General features: G+C 35.5%; 18 protein-coding genes, 2 pseudogenes and 1 other annotated feature. Of the genes and pseudogenes, 6 read left to right on the top strand and 14 right to left on the bottom strand.

The window, feature by feature from the left end; all coding sequences use genetic code 11:
- Positions 1 to 10: 10 nt before the first annotated feature.
- The 4 genes from BUB90_RS24420 to BUB90_RS11170 all read right to left on the bottom strand — a co-directional run bounded on the left by BUB90_RS24420 (position 11) and on the right by BUB90_RS11170 (position 3,461).
- Complete coding sequence (locus tag BUB90_RS24420; protein WP_408605931.1) at positions 11 to 175, bottom strand: DUF6903 family protein; 165 nt, start codon at positions 173 to 175, stop codon at positions 11 to 13.
- Between the two features lie 19 nt (positions 176 to 194).
- Positions 195 to 1,073: a carbohydrate ABC transporter permease gene (locus BUB90_RS11180; protein ID WP_073287687.1), complete on the bottom strand. Its 879-nt coding sequence runs from the start codon at positions 1,071 to 1,073 to the stop codon at positions 195 to 197.
- Positions 1,074 to 1,085: 12 nt separating this feature from the next.
- Positions 1,086 to 1,976: a carbohydrate ABC transporter permease gene (locus BUB90_RS11175; RefSeq protein ID WP_073287685.1), complete on the bottom strand. Its 891-nt coding sequence runs from the start codon at positions 1,974 to 1,976 to the stop codon at positions 1,086 to 1,088.
- 90 nt (positions 1,977 to 2,066) lie between these two features.
- Positions 2,067 to 3,461: a carbohydrate ABC transporter substrate-binding protein gene (locus tag BUB90_RS11170; protein ID WP_073287683.1), complete on the bottom strand. Its 1,395-nt coding sequence runs from the start codon at positions 3,459 to 3,461 to the stop codon at positions 2,067 to 2,069.
- A 176-nt stretch (positions 3,462 to 3,637) separates the two neighbouring features.
- Between BUB90_RS11170 and BUB90_RS11165 the strand changes: the two genes are divergently transcribed.
- On the top strand, positions 3,638 to 4,552 hold the full coding sequence (locus BUB90_RS11165) for an AraC family transcriptional regulator (RefSeq protein ID WP_084139210.1): 915 nt from the start codon (positions 3,638 to 3,640) through the stop codon (positions 4,550 to 4,552).
- Positions 4,553 to 4,561: 9 nt separating this feature from the next.
- Here the strand turns inward: BUB90_RS11165 and galE are convergent, their stop codons facing one another.
- From galE to BUB90_RS11150, 3 genes are all read right to left on the bottom strand, one after another.
- Positions 4,562 to 5,575, bottom strand: a complete 1,014-nt coding sequence (gene galE / locus BUB90_RS11160) for a UDP-glucose 4-epimerase GalE (protein WP_073287681.1) — start codon at positions 5,573 to 5,575, stop codon at positions 4,562 to 4,564.
- Complete coding sequence (locus BUB90_RS11155; RefSeq protein WP_073287679.1) at positions 5,575 to 6,699, bottom strand: phosphotransferase enzyme family protein; 1,125 nt, start codon at positions 6,697 to 6,699, stop codon at positions 5,575 to 5,577. Before BUB90_RS11155 ends, galE begins: the two co-directional genes overlap by 1 nt.
- 78 nt (positions 6,700 to 6,777) lie before the next feature.
- A complete protein-coding gene (locus BUB90_RS11150; RefSeq protein WP_073287676.1) occupies positions 6,778 to 7,695 on the bottom strand; it encodes a nucleotidyltransferase family protein in 918 nt (305 codons plus the stop codon).
- A gap of 392 nt (positions 7,696 to 8,087) precedes the next feature.
- Between BUB90_RS11150 and BUB90_RS11145 the strand changes: the two genes are divergently transcribed.
- Both BUB90_RS11145 and BUB90_RS11140 read left to right on the top strand, forming a co-directional pair.
- Positions 8,088 to 9,107, top strand: a complete 1,020-nt coding sequence (locus BUB90_RS11145) for a LacI family DNA-binding transcriptional regulator (protein ID WP_073287674.1) — start codon at positions 8,088 to 8,090, stop codon at positions 9,105 to 9,107.
- Positions 9,108 to 9,165: 58 nt separating this feature from the next.
- Positions 9,166 to 9,552 (top strand): annotated as a pseudogene (locus BUB90_RS11140) (peptidoglycan-binding protein); the annotation flags it as partial.
- 159 nt (positions 9,553 to 9,711) lie between these two features.
- Here BUB90_RS11140 and BUB90_RS23090 read toward each other — a convergent pair.
- Entirely contained in the window at positions 9,712 to 10,701 is a 990-nt protein-coding gene (locus tag BUB90_RS23090; protein WP_170865480.1) for a polysaccharide deacetylase family protein, read from the bottom strand.
- A 298-nt stretch (positions 10,702 to 10,999) separates the two neighbouring features.
- Here BUB90_RS23090 and BUB90_RS11130 point away from each other — a divergent pair, with 298 nt between their 5' ends.
- From BUB90_RS11130 to BUB90_RS11120, 3 genes are read left to right on the top strand one after another with little or no spacing between them, the layout of a single operon-like run.
- Positions 11,000 to 11,749, top strand: coding sequence for a J domain-containing protein (locus tag BUB90_RS11130; RefSeq protein WP_073287672.1), 750 nt, complete (start codon positions 11,000 to 11,002; stop codon positions 11,747 to 11,749).
- 12 nt (positions 11,750 to 11,761) lie between these two features.
- Positions 11,762 to 12,604 (top strand): DUF5685 family protein, encoded by an 843-nt coding sequence (locus tag BUB90_RS11125; protein ID WP_073287670.1) that lies wholly within the window; start codon positions 11,762 to 11,764, stop codon positions 12,602 to 12,604.
- Between the two features lie 26 nt (positions 12,605 to 12,630).
- On the top strand, positions 12,631 to 13,164 hold the full coding sequence (locus BUB90_RS11120) for a hypothetical protein (RefSeq protein WP_073287668.1): 534 nt from the start codon (positions 12,631 to 12,633) through the stop codon (positions 13,162 to 13,164).
- A 150-nt stretch (positions 13,165 to 13,314) separates the two neighbouring features.
- Here BUB90_RS11120 and serS read toward each other — a convergent pair whose 3' ends face one another.
- The 6 genes and pseudogenes from serS to BUB90_RS11085 all read right to left on the bottom strand — a co-directional run bounded on the left by serS (position 13,315) and on the right by BUB90_RS11085 (position 18,010).
- On the bottom strand, positions 13,315 to 14,592 hold the full coding sequence (gene serS / locus BUB90_RS11115) for a serine--tRNA ligase (protein WP_073287666.1): 1,278 nt from the start codon (positions 14,590 to 14,592) through the stop codon (positions 13,315 to 13,317).
- A gap of 234 nt (positions 14,593 to 14,826) precedes the next feature.
- Positions 14,827 to 15,023 (bottom strand) — a binding site (T-box leader).
- A gap of 101 nt (positions 15,024 to 15,124) precedes the next feature.
- A pseudogene (locus BUB90_RS11110) lies at positions 15,125 to 15,268 on the bottom strand (winged helix-turn-helix domain-containing protein); the annotation flags it as partial.
- 299 nt (positions 15,269 to 15,567) lie between these two features.
- Complete coding sequence (locus tag BUB90_RS11100) at positions 15,568 to 15,846, bottom strand: hypothetical protein (RefSeq protein WP_073287662.1); 279 nt, start codon at positions 15,844 to 15,846, stop codon at positions 15,568 to 15,570.
- Entirely contained in the window at positions 15,847 to 16,545 is a 699-nt protein-coding gene (locus tag BUB90_RS11095) for an ABC transporter permease (RefSeq protein WP_073287660.1), read from the bottom strand. It abuts the gene before it with no gap.
- On the bottom strand, positions 16,542 to 17,273 hold the full coding sequence (locus tag BUB90_RS11090) for an ABC transporter ATP-binding protein (protein ID WP_073287658.1): 732 nt from the start codon (positions 17,271 to 17,273) through the stop codon (positions 16,542 to 16,544). Before BUB90_RS11090 ends, BUB90_RS11095 begins: the two co-directional genes overlap by 4 nt.
- An 89-nt stretch (positions 17,274 to 17,362) precedes the next feature.
- On the bottom strand, positions 17,363 to 18,010 hold the full coding sequence (locus tag BUB90_RS11085) for a TetR/AcrR family transcriptional regulator (RefSeq protein ID WP_073287656.1): 648 nt from the start codon (positions 18,008 to 18,010) through the stop codon (positions 17,363 to 17,365).
- Positions 18,011 to 18,553: the final 543 nt, after the last annotated feature.

The following is an 18,553-nucleotide window of genomic DNA, read 5'->3' as shown; positions in this document are numbered from 1 at the left end:
TAAACTACATTTACTTGTATTTTCTGTTATAAAGATATAACAACACTAATATTCCACATAAACCTGCAAGCATTGTAACTAAGCCTTGATAACTAACGCTTTTTTGGCCAAGAATGACGAAGCCGACACAAACAACAAGGCATATGCATTTTAGAATAATTCCTAGAACTTTCATTGTTTTTTCCATATAGCACCTATCCTTTCAATCCGCCAAGAGTCATACCCTGAGTTAGCTTCTTTTGTACTATAATATATAGAATCAAGGTTGGTAACATTACTAAAACAAGGCCTGCATACATTTGACCATATTGAGCTGCAGCATTCTGTGCCTTCATCAGATTCATAAGTCCAACTGGTAACGTCTTTGCCCCCTTTGGATCCGATAATAAGGTGATTGCTATGATGTATTCATTCCAAAACGATAAGAAGTTAAATAATATTACTGTAATGATACTTGGTCTGGCCATTGGTAATATAACTTTCACCATCGTTCTTAGATATCCACTTCCATCAATATATGCAGCTTCTTCATAAGTCTTTGGTATCGTTACAAAATAACCAGATAATAAGTAAATGGTAAAAGGAAGTGCTGTTGCAGCATAAACGAGAGCTAACACATATATATTATTCAAGAAAAGTGGAGACAATCCGAAGCTTTTGAGTGCCTTATCTGCATCAATAAACATCAAGAAGATTGGAACTACAATATAATTCACATTGATAAAAAGTCCGGCCATAAAAAGTATATTTAATATTTTACGAAGTCTGAATTTAAATCTGCTTAAACAATAAGCAGCTGGTAGAGCTACGACTAAAAGTATGGCAAGCGCAACAGCTGTGACAATCACACTGTTTAGCATATATTCTCCCATATGAGCACTGTTCCAAGCCTCACTGAAGTTTTTTAAGTAAAAGGACGCAGGGAGTTTCCATGGACTTTGATAAAATTCGCTATTTTGCTTAATTGAAGCTATGAATACCCAGCCTACTGGTACAATTATTGAAATTGCTAATAAACCCAGTATGATATAAATAACTATTTTCGTTAATGAAAGGTTATTTCTTTTTTTCATGTGCCCCACCTCCTACAGTTCTATCGTTTCGCGCTTAGTAATCAAGTTCACTATTCCACTTAATGCGAACGAGAACAAGAATACTACAACACCAATCGACATACCATATCCATAACTAGAATTGGTGTAAGCTTGTTTGTACATATAGCTTAAGAACACCTCGGTACTACCATCTGGTCCACCACTTGTCATTGCCTTTACAAGCATAAAGCTAAGGTTAATACTACTGATAATGAAGAACGTTAATGTCGTTCTGATATTGGACCAAATCAGTGGAATTGTTAATGTAAAGAACTGACGAATGCGACTAGCACCTTCAATACTAGCACTTTCATATACGCTTTCTGGAACACTTGCCATACTAGACATATACATAACCATGTAATAACCGATGGCCTGCCATATCATTGCAATTGCAATGGAGAAGATAACTATTTTCTGATTTCCTAACCAATAAATTGGTTCACTGCCTTTATCCCGAAACAAAGATAAAATACTATTAAATAATCCATTTTGTGAATCAAAGATTGCACTAAAAATTGCACTGATGATTACAATAGATAAGATGTTTGGTATGTAGAAAACTATTCTGAAGAAATTCTGACCAACGATTTTCTCTCTAGTTAATATTGCGGCGAATACAAGCGCTAACGCTATCGTTACTACACTAACAATTATAATTAATAGCACCGTATTCTCAAAGGATTGCAAGAACTTCATATCTTTCGCAAGTTTTTTAAAGTTATCAAAACCAACAAAGGTTTTATCCGGCGAATATCCACCCCATTTATATAGAGACATTTTGAATATATTAATCGTTGGCACGATCATAAAGATCGTAAACAAAATTACTGCAGGTGCTACACATAAGAATATAAATATAGATTTTTCTCTATTTTTCATGTCTATCTCCTATTTAAAAAACGGCGAGTAAAATTCTGCTCGCCGTTTTGTATTCGCCTACTTGTTACTAAGAAGTATACCTTCTATGTTTTATTTTAATGCAGCACGGAGCAAGTCACTATCTTTTTTAATTAAGTCTATCCACTGAGCTTTTGTTTTATCTCCACTTACTAAGGAGTTTACTGTACCGAATACGGTATCAGAGAAATTAACACCCTCAACTGGATCGGTAGTTGCGAAGCCACCTAAAGCAGCTTTAGCACCATTATCATAGATACTGTAAAACATCTTGTTGTCGCCTTCTAGTGTATCAGCAAAATCAACAATTGGTTGGATAGCACCTGATTCTGCAAAGATCTGAGCTGCTTCATCAGAATACATATACGCTATAAATTGTTTTGCGGCATCTTTGTTTTCTGCTGCTGCTGGAATCCATGATTGTTCAAACCAAGTAAAGGAATAAGCATCCCCTCCCTCAGTAATAGCTGGAAGTGCTGTAAGCCCCCACTCAAAGCCATCGGCGCGAGGAGCATCGGCCATTTCTCCAACAACCCAAGTACCATTTGGCATGAATAATGCTTTGTTATCTAAGATTAATTGCTGATTCTTTACAAAGTTATCATTGTTTGCATTGGAAGGAACTGATTTCTCTGTGTAAGAAGCCAACTTCTCAACTATGTCAAATGCTGTGTTTGCTTCCGGAGTATCCCAAATGCCTTCTGTATATGTAGTTGCTTTTTCGAAGAAGTCTGCACCGCCTGCTTCGTATAGAAGAGCGTAGAAGAATGCATCAAAATATCCTGCTGTTGGATATGCAAACAATGCAATACCTTCTGCTTTGGCTTTTTCTCCGAGTTCCCACATCTCATCCCAAGTTTTTGGAACTGTCCAGCCTTTTTCATTGAATAAGCCTTGGTTAAAGAATAATCCACATGGGCTATAAAACATAGGTGCCATGTATGTTCTTCCATCGTTATAAGGATTTGTTAAAGAAGATTCTGTAAACCCACCAGCAATCTTATCAATAACTTTCTTATCTTCCCCTGGAACAGTCATGCTTAATACATCTGTTATGTCTTCTAAACCATTTTCTTTAATTAAAGTCTCTGTTAAAGCTGCTGGACGGCCTGTAGCCAAATGTACAACATCTGGATAATCTCCAGCTTTCATTCCTGCTCCAATAACATCCTCTAATAACTTATCTGTTGTAAGTTCCACTTTAATTCCTGTCTTAGCCTCAAATGCTGCACAAACCTTTGTCCACATCTCAGCACCATAAGCGGTTTCGATTGCTGCTACTTTTATTGTAACATCTTTCTTTGTTTCCTCAGGTGAAGTAGTTTCTTCCGTTTGAGACGTATCCGTAGATTCTGTTGTTGCAGGTGTTGTTGTAGCTCCGTTGTTTGTTGTGTCCTTTTTAGAACAACCAGCAAGGGAGCTCATCATCAATGCAAGTACTAATAAAATACTACCAATTTTTTTCATATATTTATCCTCCTTTATGACTATGTTAGTAGTATACAATATTTAATTAAATAAACAATAGAAATATTGCTTTCTTCTTTATGAATCTTGCTGTATAATATATAATATAAACAACCAACCATTACATTAAAGGAATCTTTTTGTATATTTTCCACATAATAAGTAGGAGGTAATATATGAGTAATAGTCGATACAATTTTACAACAGATAATGACTGTGAAGCGTCCATAACTCACAAAGATGATTCAACCCTTTCCTATACGTTTAACCCTGATGTCAAGCATGGTAATCAATCAATTAATGTAAATTTGCTCTATGTTGCACTATCGAAATACGGGAATGACTGGGTTAGTCTCCCACACTCTCATAACTTTACAGAATTCTTCTATATTACAAATGGTACAGGGCAGTTCTCCGTAGAGTCGGAGATCTTAGATGTCAAAGCAAATGACTTAATTATTCTTAACCCAACCATTGTACATACTGAAATCTCCAATTCCGCTAAGCCAATGGAGTATATTGTATTAGGAGTAGAGGGAATTAAGTTTCAAGCTGAGGACAAAGATTATATCATCTTAAATAGTTCTACCTATAAAACTGATTTGCATCTGTACTTCAATACGCTTGCTCATGAGATGAAACGCGACCAGCCATATCGTGACTTTGTTTGTCAGAATTTATTAAATATCATCTTCACACTTATCCTTCGTAATGAAGCTTTTAAGATTTCCATGGTCACAGGTCCCAATTTAACTAGAGAATGTAATATAGCTAAAAAATATATCGAGGAACACTTCAGAGAGAATATCACGGTAGATACGCTAAGTTCTCTGGTTCACTTAAATAAGTATTACTTTGTACATAACTTTTCAAAACAATTTGGTACCTCACCGATTAATTACTTGAATAAAAGACGAATTGAAGAAAGTAAACACCTTTTAGCAAATACTTCCCATTCCTTATCGTCCATCTCTCAAATCGTTGGATTTTCGTCACCAAGCTATTTTTCACAAGCGTTTAAGAAGATGACCAATACTACTCCTCAGGAATATAAGCGAATGTGCCAAGCCTCAATATCCGTTTTGCGTTAGGGAACCTTCTCAATCTCGATATCCGTTCGGATTGTTACACTGCCAGCGATATGCATCCTCGCACATCTGGGAAAGCTTTTTCTCTGCGACAAATCCAAGTTCTTCTTTTGCTAAACTTGGGTCTGCAAAGCAGGTTGCGATATCGCCTGGCCTTCTTTCTTTCACTACATAAGGAATCGGTTTTTTACAAACCTCCGAAAAAGCAGCAACCATTTCTAATACACTATAACCTTTACCGGTACCTAGATTATACGTCTTAACACCTTCGATCTGACTAAGTTTCTCAATTGACTTCACATGACCAATTGCTAGGTCTGTAACATGGATATAATCTCTTACCCCACTACCATCCTTTGTATCATAATCATCACCAAATACCTGAAGTTCTTTTAACTTACCAACCGCCACTTGCGTAATATATGGAACTAGATTGTTAGGGATACCAAGTGGATCTTCTCCAATCATACCGCTTTGATCTGCACCTATTGGGTTAAAATAACGCAATAAGATAATCTTCCATTCCCTATCAGCAACCACCAAATCTCTTAACATCTCTTCCTGCATTAGCTTTGTTCTACCATATGGATTGGTAACAGAAAGCGGAAAATCTTCCTTGATTGGAACTGTCTGCGGATTACCATATACGGTAGCAGAAGAACTGAATACTAACTTCTTCACATCAAACTGTGTCATCACTTCGCAAAGCACAAGAGTTGAAACCAAATTGTTATAATAATAGTTAAGTGGCTTATGTACGGATTCCCCAACTGCTTTTAGACCTGCAAAATGAATTACAGCTTGAATCTTCTCCTGTTCAAATACCTTAATTAACTTATCTTTATCTTCAACATTGAATTGATAAAATGTTAAGTCTTTACCCGCTAACTTTTCTACTCTCTTCAGTGACTCTTCTGAAGAATTGCTGAGATTATCTACTACTACTACATCATAACCCTTGCTTAACAACTCAAGACAGGTATGACTTCCTATGTATCCTGCTCCACCTGTAACTAATATAGCCATTATAAATTACCTCCTTTTGCCTTTGACACGATTTCATTCATCTCATTCCATTTTCGTTCCATATCAAGTACCAGTGACATCTGTGTATGACAACGGTCTAAATTATGTTCTGGTTTGTGAATTCTAAAATACACATCACCCTCTATATAATCTGTTAGAAAGCGCATACCACATTCCAATGTCATTGTTTTTGCTCCAAAAGGTAACATAGCAATTTCTGCATCTGTCAAGCTTCCTTCACAGCCTTTTAGATAGCCCTTAACATACTCTTCAAATAATTCAAGATCCAAATTAACTTTGGTCAAATCCTTTTCATCCTCTGTAGCGGTATTGGCCCCAAAGCGAATAGAATCCCCAAAATCGAAAATAGATAATCCAGGCATTACGGTATCTAAGTCAATAACACATAGACCATTCCCTGTTTTATTGTCAATCATTACATTGTTAAGCTTCGTATCATTATGGGTTACACGAAGTGGGAGCTTGCCTTCTTCTAAACATCTTTTACAATACTCCATATCCTCTTCTCTTTTGATAAAAAACATAATCTCATCCTGTACTTCTTTGGCACGATTACATTTGTCTTCTTTCACAGCTTGTAGAAATGTTTTATAACGTAACGGTGTATTATGAAAATCTGGTATTACCTCATACAAACTTGATGCATCAAAGTCAGATAATAATTTCTGAAATCTCCCAAAAGCAACTGCACTTTGAAAGAAGTCTTCTGGTCTACTTACCTGCTCAAAACAGCTTGCATCTTCTATAAATAGATACATTCTCCAGTAATTTTCTTCAGTATCTTGATAGAATGAGGCTCCCTCCTTCGTATTAATCACCGTTATCACTTCTCTTCTACTATCTCCTCCAAGCCTTTTCACTTCATCTTTTAAAAATGAGGTAACCTGAGTAATGTTAAACATTAATTGCTCTGGATTCTTAAATATACTGTTATTGATGCGTTGTAATATGTACCTTGTTTGTTCAGAATTCTTCTGAAAGACTACGACAAACGTATCATTAATATGCCCGTTACCATACCTTTCATAATTCACAACATCTCCTTCTACACAAAACTGTGTGATTGCATTCTCAATTAACTCTACCTTTATTTCACTTGCCATAAAATTACTATACCCCTTTCCAAAGTCCTGATACTTACATCTTTTCTCTACCTAGTATCTACACTATGAGTTTACTTTCTACCATAAGTTCGTAGGGTAAACTCCTTGTTTTTTTAACTTCGCTATTTCATTTTGGACAACCTCTTTATCCTCTTTATAGGTAACACCAAACCATTTATCATCCGAATTCAATACTTTTACTTGTACCTTTTGCTTCTCAATCATATGCTGAACCACCGTTGGTAAGAAAAACTCACTTTTTGTCGGGTTAATCGAAACTTCTCTCTCTAGAAATTTATTAAACTCTTCCTCAAGTTCCTTCATAATATCTTCTTTGAATCCCCAGAGATTCATAGATACTGTTTTGTCGAAAGGAATATCTTCCCAAGTATCCTGCTCACTATCAAAATATTTCGCACCATCAGGAAATCTTTCGATTTTCGTTCGTTCCGTAATCTCTGTTAAGAAGCCTTCTTCATTAACATCACATACTCCTCTTGCAACAGAGCCATTTTCCGTCAAAGTGTTTTCTAACTGATAACCAACCATGGTATAAACAGTACTCTGATTTTCTTTGATCGTATCTAAGAAATCATAAATCTTAGTAAATGCCTCTCTCCCATAGAAATCATCTGCATTAATTACTGCAAAAGGTCCCTTGACTTTGTCTTTGCAACACAAGATTGCATGACCAGTCCCCCATGGTTTCACTCTCTCATCTGGAACAGTAAAGTTATCTGGCACTTTTGTAACCTCTTGAAAAACGTATTCAACCTCTACAATTTTTTCAATTCGATCTCCTATTACTTCTTTAAACTCTTCTTCCATCTCATGCTTAATAATAAAAATTATTTTTCTAAATCCTGCTCGTATTGCGTCAAAGATCGAGAAATCAATAATTATATGTCCTTGTTCATCAACAGCATCAATCTGCTTTAAACCACCGTACCTACTTCCCATACCCGCAGCCATAATTACTAAAACCGGTTTTTCCATAATCTTACTTCCTTTCTACTTAGCCTCTACTCACTGTATCGTTTTCTCTATCCTCTACTAAATTTTAGAACAGATTACGTAACATACAGTTGTTCTGTTACGTATCATTTTCATTTGTTACGCTTTTATATTAGCATTTGTTACATGCTTTGTAAACAGTTAAAATGTGAATTCATAAATTATTTTCTTAACATCGATAATCAAAGTGTTTTTTCTTGTTACATAATTAGTACAATGAATTATATAAGGCTAATAACGAAAATCAACGCTATTACCAGACTGATATCTACTACTTTTCATTGACAATTTACTATAGATAAGGTAAAGTAAACATAACGTAACACAAGGTAAATTATATATAGACTATACGAAATGGAAGGGTGTTTTCAGTTATGAGTACTATACGAGAAGTTGCAAAACTAGCAAATGTCTCCATTGCTACCGTCTCTCGTGTTCTAAATCAAGATACCAAATATAAAATGACCGAGGAAACTAAAGCCAGAGTGCTTGATGCCATTACACAATTAAATTATGTACCTACCAAGGCACAGCATAAGAAATCATCAAATTCCCTCCCTACTACTGAACTTACAGTAAAGATCGGCTGCATCTTAAGAGTTACCAAAAAAGGGTATAACGACCCCTACTACATGTCTATTCTAGCGGGCGTAGAGAAACAGTTGCGATCTGTAGGAATTGATTTAGCTTTTATTAAATCATCAACAGTATTAAATGATAAGAATTCTTTGATTACAACCTTCAGCGACTCTTTAGACGGTTTGATTCTAATGGACCCTTTAAACGATGATAGCTACCACTATATTAAAAAGCGTGTTCCTCATATTGTAGGTATTGATACTTTAAGAGATGATATTGATGATGTTGGGTATGACCATTTGCAGAATGGTATCTTAGCTACCAATCATCTAATCAAGAAAGGACATAAAGAAATCGGATTTATCGGAGGGAGCGGTGAGTCCCAAGATATCAAAGATAGTAAGCGATACCAAGGTTACTTGATTGCTATGCATAAAGCTGGCTTACCTATCCATAATGAATGGATCATTGATTGTAACTGGAATGAAGATGAATGTGTTGCGAAAGTAGATGCATTATGTAAAAGTGACCACTATCCAACAGCATTTTTTGCTGCAAGTGACTTAATGGCTATGGCTGCAATGAAAAGCTTCTATACCAATCAAATTCCTGTTCCTAAAAGAGTTGCTGTCATTGGTATGTCAGATATTGAGATGTCCCAATATTCCAATCCTCCACTGACTACTTTTCATGTACCGAAAGAAGAAATTGGAACGGTTGCAGCGAACTTACTTCTTTCAAGAATCAAAGGATATCAATCACTGCCACAAAAAATTATATTACCAACAAACTTTGTTGAAAGATTCTCGACCTGATACAGAGCTATTTCAACATAAGGACACTTCTACTATTACGCCCCTTATTGCAATAAGGCTGACCCAATGGGGCTCTAAAACTCTTGGAGATCAGGGATATACTGCAATTGAAATTCTTCGTAATTTCTATGGAGAAAACATGTACATTAATACTGCTGACGAGATTGCTGGCGTTCCTTCTTCTTGGCCAGGTTACGATTTAACAGTAGGTAGTAGTGGTGCTAAAGTAAAACAAATGCAAGAACAATTGAATGTTATCGCTGGAGCTTATCCATTAATTCCAAAGATTGCTGCTGATGGAATCTTTGGTCAAATGACAAAAGATTCCGTAGCAGAATTCCAAAGAATCTTCAATCTTCCTGCTACTGGAGTTGTTGATTTTCCAACTTGGTATAAGATTTCACAAATCTATGTTGGTGTGTCAAGAATCGCTGAACTCGTTTAAGTTAGATTAATGTGATGCAGTACTAAAAAGAAAACACGACACATTCCCTATGTAACTTATATAAGTAACATGCGGATATGCCGTGTTTTAATTTTATATATTATATAACTTTAAAGTCATCTAAAGCAGAATACTTAATAACTTAAATTTATCTTTCTCTTATCTCTTATCCACAGTATCAAAGGTATACCCTTCTTCTTTAATTGTTTGAATAATAGTCTCTAAGGATTGTACTGTTGCCTTGTTTACAGAAGAATCATGTAGAAGTATAATAGGTTTTCTATACCTCTTTAAGTCCTTTAACACATTCCTAGTTATAGAGGCTCTTGTAGGTTTACCAATGGAATCTTCAGCAGATACTTGCCAATCATAATATGTGAATCCACGTCTCTCCATCTCTGCCATTACTTGCTTTCTTATTCCCTTCATATACTTATTGTAACTGCCACCAGGGAAACGAAATACAATTGGTTGTACTCCAGTAACTTCATACATTCTTGTATAAGCAAGATAAAAATCGTCAAGATAATCTTTAACAGAAGCATATATTTTCTTATAGTTATGCGAATATGTATGGATGCCAACCACATGTCCTTGATCAATCATCTCTTTAATAAGATCATAGCGTTCTGGCGTTACTGACCCCGCAATCATAAAGAAAGTAGCCTTAATATTATACTTTTTAAGGATTTCTAAAACTTTACGTGTATTCTCACTTGGTCCATCATCAAATGTAAGATAAGCTACTTTCTTATCACTTTGAATATCACTCATTGGGTATTTAAATATGTACTTTCTATAATCAAGAACATTTGTATCAATTGCTGCTAATGGAATCTTAGCACTGCTTTTAACATACATATCAGGGTATAGTTCCATATACTCTTCTTTATGCGCAATCTCAGCACTATCTTCCTTCTTAACGGTTTCTTCTTGTTTTGTTTCTTGTTTTACTTCTTGTTTTGTTTCTTGTTTTGCTTCTTGTTTTGCTTCTTGTTTTACTTCTTGTTTTGTCTTTTCCACCTCTATCGCTGAATCCTCTATTGTATCCGACTGCATCGTTGGTTCAAAGATATCTCCTCTAAACAATTTACCCATTATAAGCAGTAGGATAATAACTAATATAAGGATAATCCTTTTCTCTCCCATATTTCTTACTTCCTTAGTAACCTTCTTTACTCTCATTGTATGCAAAAAGAAGTCACATCATGAGTTAGATTCTAATTGTGCTTCTATTTAATATTACAATTACACTATGTAAACACTAACTGTATAAAAGTGCAAAACTTATCAATCGTTCACTTTTGGCTTTTTGCCCTTCTTGATATATCTTATAATTTTATTAAATATGACATTTGTTACTACCAAAACATTTCAATGTCATGTTATAATCAAATATGCTTTCCAATAAGGGCAACCCCAATTGTTAAAATAAAGGAGAATCTCCATGAAATGGTTTAATAATCCGACTTCTATGGATGAAGTCAAAAAACAATATAAAGCTCTCATACGTGTTTACCATCCCGATAATGGTGGTGACTTAGATAAGATGCAAGAAATCAATGTGGAATACAATGAATTATGTGATCGTTTTGAAAAAGGCGCTACTGGTTATTCTGATTATTCGTCTTATTCTGGATATGGCAATAACAACGCCTATACCTCAACTGATGATTTCAGTAACATGGTTCGTCCTATTATCGAACAAGAGATGAACAAAACCATCACAGTTGTACTCCAAGCATTACGTATCTACCCAGCCATTCAATCAAAATATGATAAATTAATCGCTCATGATCCAGCTCGTATCTATAATGATATACCTACCGTGCTAAAAGTAGCTTACGAAGAGATGCAAAGAACTCCTATTGCTGCTCAAGCTAATTATCAATTCATCGGTCTTATGAGTGAACTTGAGAATGTTCGCCGTACTACGAAACAGACTTATGAATCTGCATGTAGACAATATGGTCACAATCTAGATCAAGAACTTGGTGACCTATATAGTGCTGTTGGTAATACCGTAAAAGATCAGATTCTCGCTGCAAAACAATCTGGCGGTGCTTTCTATGGTGGTAATCGTGGCTTCTATGGCTCCGGTCAAAATTCTAGTTATCCCCCTAGAAATGATGGGTGCGACGATTGTTGCCAATGCCTCACTTGCATGATGTGTTGCGACTGTATGAATTGTTGTTAACGGAGGCATGAGATGATAGGATATCTAAAACCGAAGGTAGATGATCTTCGTGTTTATGAATATAAACAATACCGTTCCTTCTACTGTGGCGTCTGCGTTGAGTTAAAGAAACATCAAGGTGAATTACCAAGATTACTCCTCAGTAATGACGTGGCCTTCTTTGCTCTCTTACTGTCATCCCTTGCAGATACGAATACTGTAGAGACTACTCACCGTTGTGCTCTTCATGCTTATCAAAAAAAGCCCATTCGTCTAAACACCTATACCAAATTCATGGCAGATATGAATGTGATATTTGCTTATGGTAAAATACAAGATAATTTACATGACGAAGGTGGAATGAAAGCCAGAACTAGTAAGCTAGTTTATCATAGAAATTACAAAAAGATCTGCAAAGAGTATCCAAATGAGGTAAAATGTTTTGAGCAATACACCAAAAGGCTTCATGAAATGGAGTCTGCAAACTGTACTGATTATATTGAACTTGGCAAATTATTTGGTCAAACACTTCGTGATATGTTCAATCAAGTAATTACTGTACAGGAAGATTCCGTGAGTAAGCTATTCGATTATCTTGGACAATGGGTCTATTGTATTGATGCATTAGATGATTTAGTGAAAGATGCAAAAGAACATGCTTTCAATCCAATGCTTGCAGCTTATCAAGAGGATAAAGAAACATTCCTAAAAGAAGTGGAACAACATATCAATTCCTTATTACTTCAGATTGTTTATCTCTATACAGAGATGGATTTTGTGGATTACAAAGGAATTGTATTCAATATCTTATGTATTGCCATTCGTGAAAAAACAGATGCAATATACAAAAGATATCATTGTACAACTTGCGACTAACTATATTATATAAGGAGAATAAAACCATGGCTAAGACGAATTCAACAAATCATTCTTCGAAGTTTTCCACTAAGACCATCAGTCTATGCGGTATATTCTTAGTATTCACCTTGCTGTTTTTATTCTTGGCAGGTAGTATATCGAATATCCAGATGATATCCTACTGTCTAAGCTCAATATTCGTAATTATTATTCTAGAAGAGAGTAACCTACGAGCTGGTATCGCTTTTTATGTTGCGTCTTCTTTACTTGCCTTACTGGTATTACCAAATAAGCTTGCAATTGTACCTTATATCTTATTCTTTGGACACTATGGAATCTGGTATTATTGGTTTACGAAAACAAAGTATAGATACCTTGTACATGCAATAAATTATCTCGTGGCGAACATCAGTGTATTTACAATATATTTTACCTGCAAGGAACTGTTTGTATCACTAAAAATACCATCTTTTATCTTATTCATTCCTGTAGTGGAAGTTTTTATCTTCTTGTTTGATTATATGTATGGACGATGTTTGTATTATTATAGACGGGATGTAAGGTCGAAGATCTCATAAACAAAAAAGTTATAACTGATAATTTTCAGTTATAACTTTTTTAGTTTATATCAAATACTAAGTTTGCAAAACTCACAACATTGTCTACTGCTTCTTATCTAACATACAATGACTAAGAAACGATAGCGAAACAACTATAGTGGGTCATATCTATTTAATAACTGTTTTTCCACCCATATAAGGTTGCAATGCTTTTGGAATATTAACTGTTCCATCTGCATTTAAGTTGTTTTCTAAGAATGCGATTAACATTCTTGGTGGAGCTACTACTGTGTTGTTTAGTGTATGCGCAAAGTATTTACCTCTTTCACCAACGACACGAATCTTAAGACGACGAGCTTGTGCATCTCCTAAGTTTGAACAACTACCAACTTCGAAGTATTTTTGTTGTCTTGGTGACCAAGCTTCCACGTCAATTGATTTCACTTTAAGATCAGCTAAATCTCCAGAGCAACATTCAAGTGTTCTAACTGGAATATCGAGTGAACGGAATAAATCAACGGTGTTCTGCCATAATTTCTCGAACCACATCATACTATCTTCTGGGTTACAAACTACGATCATTTCTTGTTTTTCGAATTGGTGAATACGATATACACCACGCTCTTCAATGCCATGAGCACCTTTTTCTTTTCTAAAACATGGTGAATAACTTGTTAATGTATATGGTAATGAGGTTTCTTGATTGATTGTATCGATGAATTTACCAATCATTGAGTGTTCACTTGTACCGATTAGGTATAGATCTTCTCCTTCGATTTTGTACATCATGGCATCCATCTCAGCGAAACTCATTACGCCAGTAACAACGTCGCTACGAATCATATAAGGTGGAATACAGTAAGTAAATCCACGTTCAATCATGAAATCTCTAGCATAAGAGATAACTGCTGAATGTAAACGAGCGATATCTCCCATAAGATAATAGAATCCATTACCTGCTACTTTACGCGCACTGTCTAGGTCAAGACCATCGAATTTTTCCATAATTTCAGCATGATAAGGTACTTCAAAGTCAGGAACAACTGGCTCACCATAACGTGTAATTTCAACATTCTCACTATCATCTTTACCAATTGGAACAGATGGATCAATGATATTAGGAATAGTCATCATAATCTGAGTGATTTTTTCTTGTAATTCTGTTTCTTTTTGTTCTAATTCAGCTAGACGTTCTGATTCAGCAGTAACTTTTTTCTTTAACTCTTCCGCTTCTTCTTTTTTGCCTTGTGCCATTAATCCACCGATTTGTTTTGATATAGCATTTCTTTCGGCACGAAGGGCATCTGCCTCTTGTTTTGCTGTTCTGCTTTCAAGATCAAGTGCTATTACTTCATCCACTAAAGGTAATTTGCTATCTTGGAATTTGTTCTTAATATTTAGTTTTACAACTTCTGGATTTTCTCTTACAAATCTTAAATCTAACATGATTGTTCCTCCATTACTTTAATAATTTTAATAACCTTAAAATAGTAGTCTCATGAATAAGAGTAAGGTAATGATAGTGTGGGATTTCCTGGAATAAAGAGTACGTTGCGGATGAACTACGTTTGGCATAACTTATTCCACATAAATTAATGCAAATTAACGAGATAACAAAAATAAACTAGCTTTTGCACTCGATTCCTATAAATAAAAAAACCTTCCATCCCATATCTAACGATATGGGACGAAAGGTTTCCGTGTTGCCACCCAAATTGCTGATTTCTCAGCCACTTCATTGTACGATAAAGGGTACGAACCTTTCAGCTCATCGCTGACAACTCCGAAAGTGGAAAGACTAATCCTTTCACCGATTCGCACCAACCATCGGCTCTCTGAAGAAATTCTTTAATCGTAGCTTTCATCATCATTATTGTTTCTTATTCACGTTAGTATGTTATATATAAGTCAAATACTTAATAACACATTTTGTTTTATTATATACACAAACTCACAAAATTACAAGGGGTTGTTTCTTTTATTCACCAAATTTATATCCAACACCCCATACGGTTTTTATATAGATTGGATTTTTTTTATCTTTTTCTATTTTTTCTCTCAGATTTCTAATGTGAACCATAACCGTATTATCTACCTCATACTCTTCTTCTATCCAAATTCGGTTTCCAGTGGTGCAATCTGTTTTTTATTATTGTTCATGGTAAAATACCTCCTAAAGTCGCCAACCGTTCTTGGCATAGTATTTTCGTAAATTCTCAATTCCACGGATAATGCTCTGCCTTGTAGTGGTGGCAGTGCCTTGATTGCCTTGTAAAGCTGCTCGCTTGATACCTTTTGTATGAAGATTTCTTCGGGTGAGGGCATACGGTATAGGGTTAATTTTTATCCCCTCAACCTTTAAGCCCGAAAATGGCATTTCGTTAGGGTACTATGTGAAAATTTTTCATACTGTAATCATTTTTACTTTTTGTTTTTGCCGATACAAATAAAATTTGACAGTATAGTGACCGCTCCTACGGATAATGATCCTATCGCCCACGAAGATTTACCAACTAAAAGTCCAGCTCCGCCTGTAAGCAATAGTAAAACACCAACACAAGCACCGATTGACCGCCCGATTTTATCAACTCTTGGAGAAGGTGTTTTTACCTTCTCTGTTTTTTCCATAAGTGACTGTGTAAACCCCATAGGTACCTCTATGGCTTTTCTTGTGATTTCAGAAATTCTGTCCTGTTTCATTTATTCTACCTCCATATGATTGATTTTACAGGATAAAGTGACAAGTATCGCCAATATAACAAGCAGTGAAACCGTGGCAATTATCAAAGAAATAGCTGAGTTTCCCACTTTGCTAATGGCTATATTTCCATAAATACCCGACAATATAAACGCACTGATTAGCGTGGTTGAGATGGATTTTTTTATAAATCCGATACGCATTGATAGTAGTCCGATTGCACTGACAGCGACTAAAGATACAAGCATATTACAGAAAGCTGTTATCAATATGTCACTCGTCATAACCTCCGAAACAATTGGGCAAAAACCTTCCGTTATGGCGAAAATACCAATAGACAACATTGTGCAGAGGAACATGGATAGCATTACAAACAAGAGAACAATCAATGTTTTTGCTATAAATGTTTTTTGTCGACCAACAGGATATGAAAAAAGCAATGCTAACCGTTTGCCCGAATATTCCTCAACAATCAGTCTTGCATACATCGTTGCTGACAAAATACCAAAAAGAAAAGTACTAATTACACCTGTAAACAAAAGAATGTTCCCATAATTCATAAACTGCACTTCTTGTTCCACTTGTGCCACATAAGCTACAAAATAAGTAAATACTAATTGAACAATGCCAAAAATAGCACTGCTGATAAAATATGGACGCAAATTGATACGCTCAAGTTCTAATTTGATAAGTTTTGTCATAACTGTTTCCCTCCGCTCATGATAGTAAAAAAATAGTCCTCCAAGCTATTCTTATATTCCGCCTTGACTTGTGCCAAGTCGGTTTCACATACTATTTTTCCATCAACGATTACTCCAATTTTATCGGCTACGTGTTCAATTTCACTAAGGATATGGCTGGATAATAAGATTGTTATCCCATATTCTTTTGCAAGGCTTAAAAACAATTCTCTCATTGCCTTAATGCCCATAGGGTCAAGTCCGTTAATCGGCTCGTCTAAAATTAGAATTTTAGGTTGATGAATTAACGCTCTCGCAATTCCTAATCGTTGTCGCATTCCAAGCGAAAACTTGACAACCGCTTTTTCTCCTACATCGGACAATCCCACCATTTGCAATACCTTGTCTATTTCATATCCGTAATTACCCATGTATGCTAAATGGATTTCTAAGTTTTTTCGTGCTGAAAGATGCTCATAAAAAGTGGGTGTTTCAATCAAACTTCCAATTTGCGAAAGCATTTTGTCACGATTTTGAAACATATTATGTTCTAAAATTTCAACGCTACCGGAATCGGGTGTCAGTAATCCGATAAGCAATTTAAACACCGTGGTCTTTCCTGCACCATTTACGCCAAGAAAACCATAGATTGTACCTTCCTCGATACACATAGAACAATCCTTGATAACCTCATTTTCTCCAAATCTTTTAACCAAGCGAGTTGTTTGTATTGCTATTTTTCCGCTCATTCAATTCCTCCTAAATAAACCGACTGTCGGTTTTTATATCTCCTAAAAAATGGACTGTATTATAACAGCCATTTTTAGCCCGTAAATATTTAAAACATTCCAGTTTTATCATAACTACCTGCAATATTCTCAATAAATTCATTGTCGATGATATCCAATCCAAGCAGGCACATAAGCGACTGCAAATAGGATAGACGTTTTTTTGTTTCATCTAAATTTCGCTTAAAAAGCACAGGACTTGTCCAAAAGTTTAAAAGCAGTAAAAATATTTCCGCACATAGGGCAGGCTCTGTGGTTTGTATTGAACCATCTTTGACACCTTCCTCTATTAGCTTTGAAATAATAGGAGCATCTTGATTAACAGCATTTTGCAAAGCTCCCATCACAAAATGAGGATTGTTTGATTGAGAGCTCAAAATTGTATCAAACGAATGTGTTTGTGTGCTTGCACCCCACTGGTAAAGAATTTTTTTTAGCTTTTCCTTTGCATTTGCCGCCTTGGTATTATCAATTAAATCATGCAGCATGTCAGCGGCATACTGTGCCCTTTTTTGTTTTACAGCTTCTAAGATTTCTTCCTTTGACTTGAAATGATGATAAAGCCCACCCTTAGAAAGGTTTAGAGCATCTAAAATGTCTTGTATCGTAGTCTGCTCATAGCCTTTTTCAATAAATAATTTTATGGAAGCTTCGACTATTTTTTCTTGTGTTTGCTCCGGATATTTGTTTCGCCCCATGATGCCCTCCTTTATAAACCGACGGTTGGTTTGTTTTAATTTTAGCAGTCTTTTAGTATTTAGTCAACCCCATTTGCTGTTAATCATATAAAAAGCTTTTCCTATACGGCTCTTTGTTTGCGAACATAAGTGGCAAGCAGGACAAGTGGGTACCCACATTGCATTTTTTGCTTTTTGACGGCTTCGCCGCCATTGTTTTACAGTGGCACTTCCGCTACTCAGCAATTAAGGGGCAATAGAACACAAATGCTATCGCCACTCTTTCATAATGGATACACTTATATTTTTCAAATCAAACAGTTCCCTTTGCTCTTTTCTCTTAATTTCTTCCCTTAGTTTTTCTCTTCCAGTCCTACAACAGCAATTAGAGATAGGTTGTGAAATCTCATGAAAAGTAAATGATAGAATATAAATAACCTCGTTAGTATACGTTGAGATTCCAATTCAATACTCCCGTACTAACCTAGTTTTTTAACAAACATTAGACAAGTTTACCTTGACACTTTGCATTATATGCATTGCTATAACTAATACAAAGAAACA

The sequence above is a fragment of the Anaerosporobacter mobilis DSM 15930 genome (assembly GCF_900142955.1).
GTDB classification, from domain to species: Bacteria; Bacillota; Clostridia; order Lachnospirales; family Lachnospiraceae; genus Anaerosporobacter; species Anaerosporobacter mobilis.
This window is presented reverse-complemented; position numbering and strand designations above follow the sequence as displayed.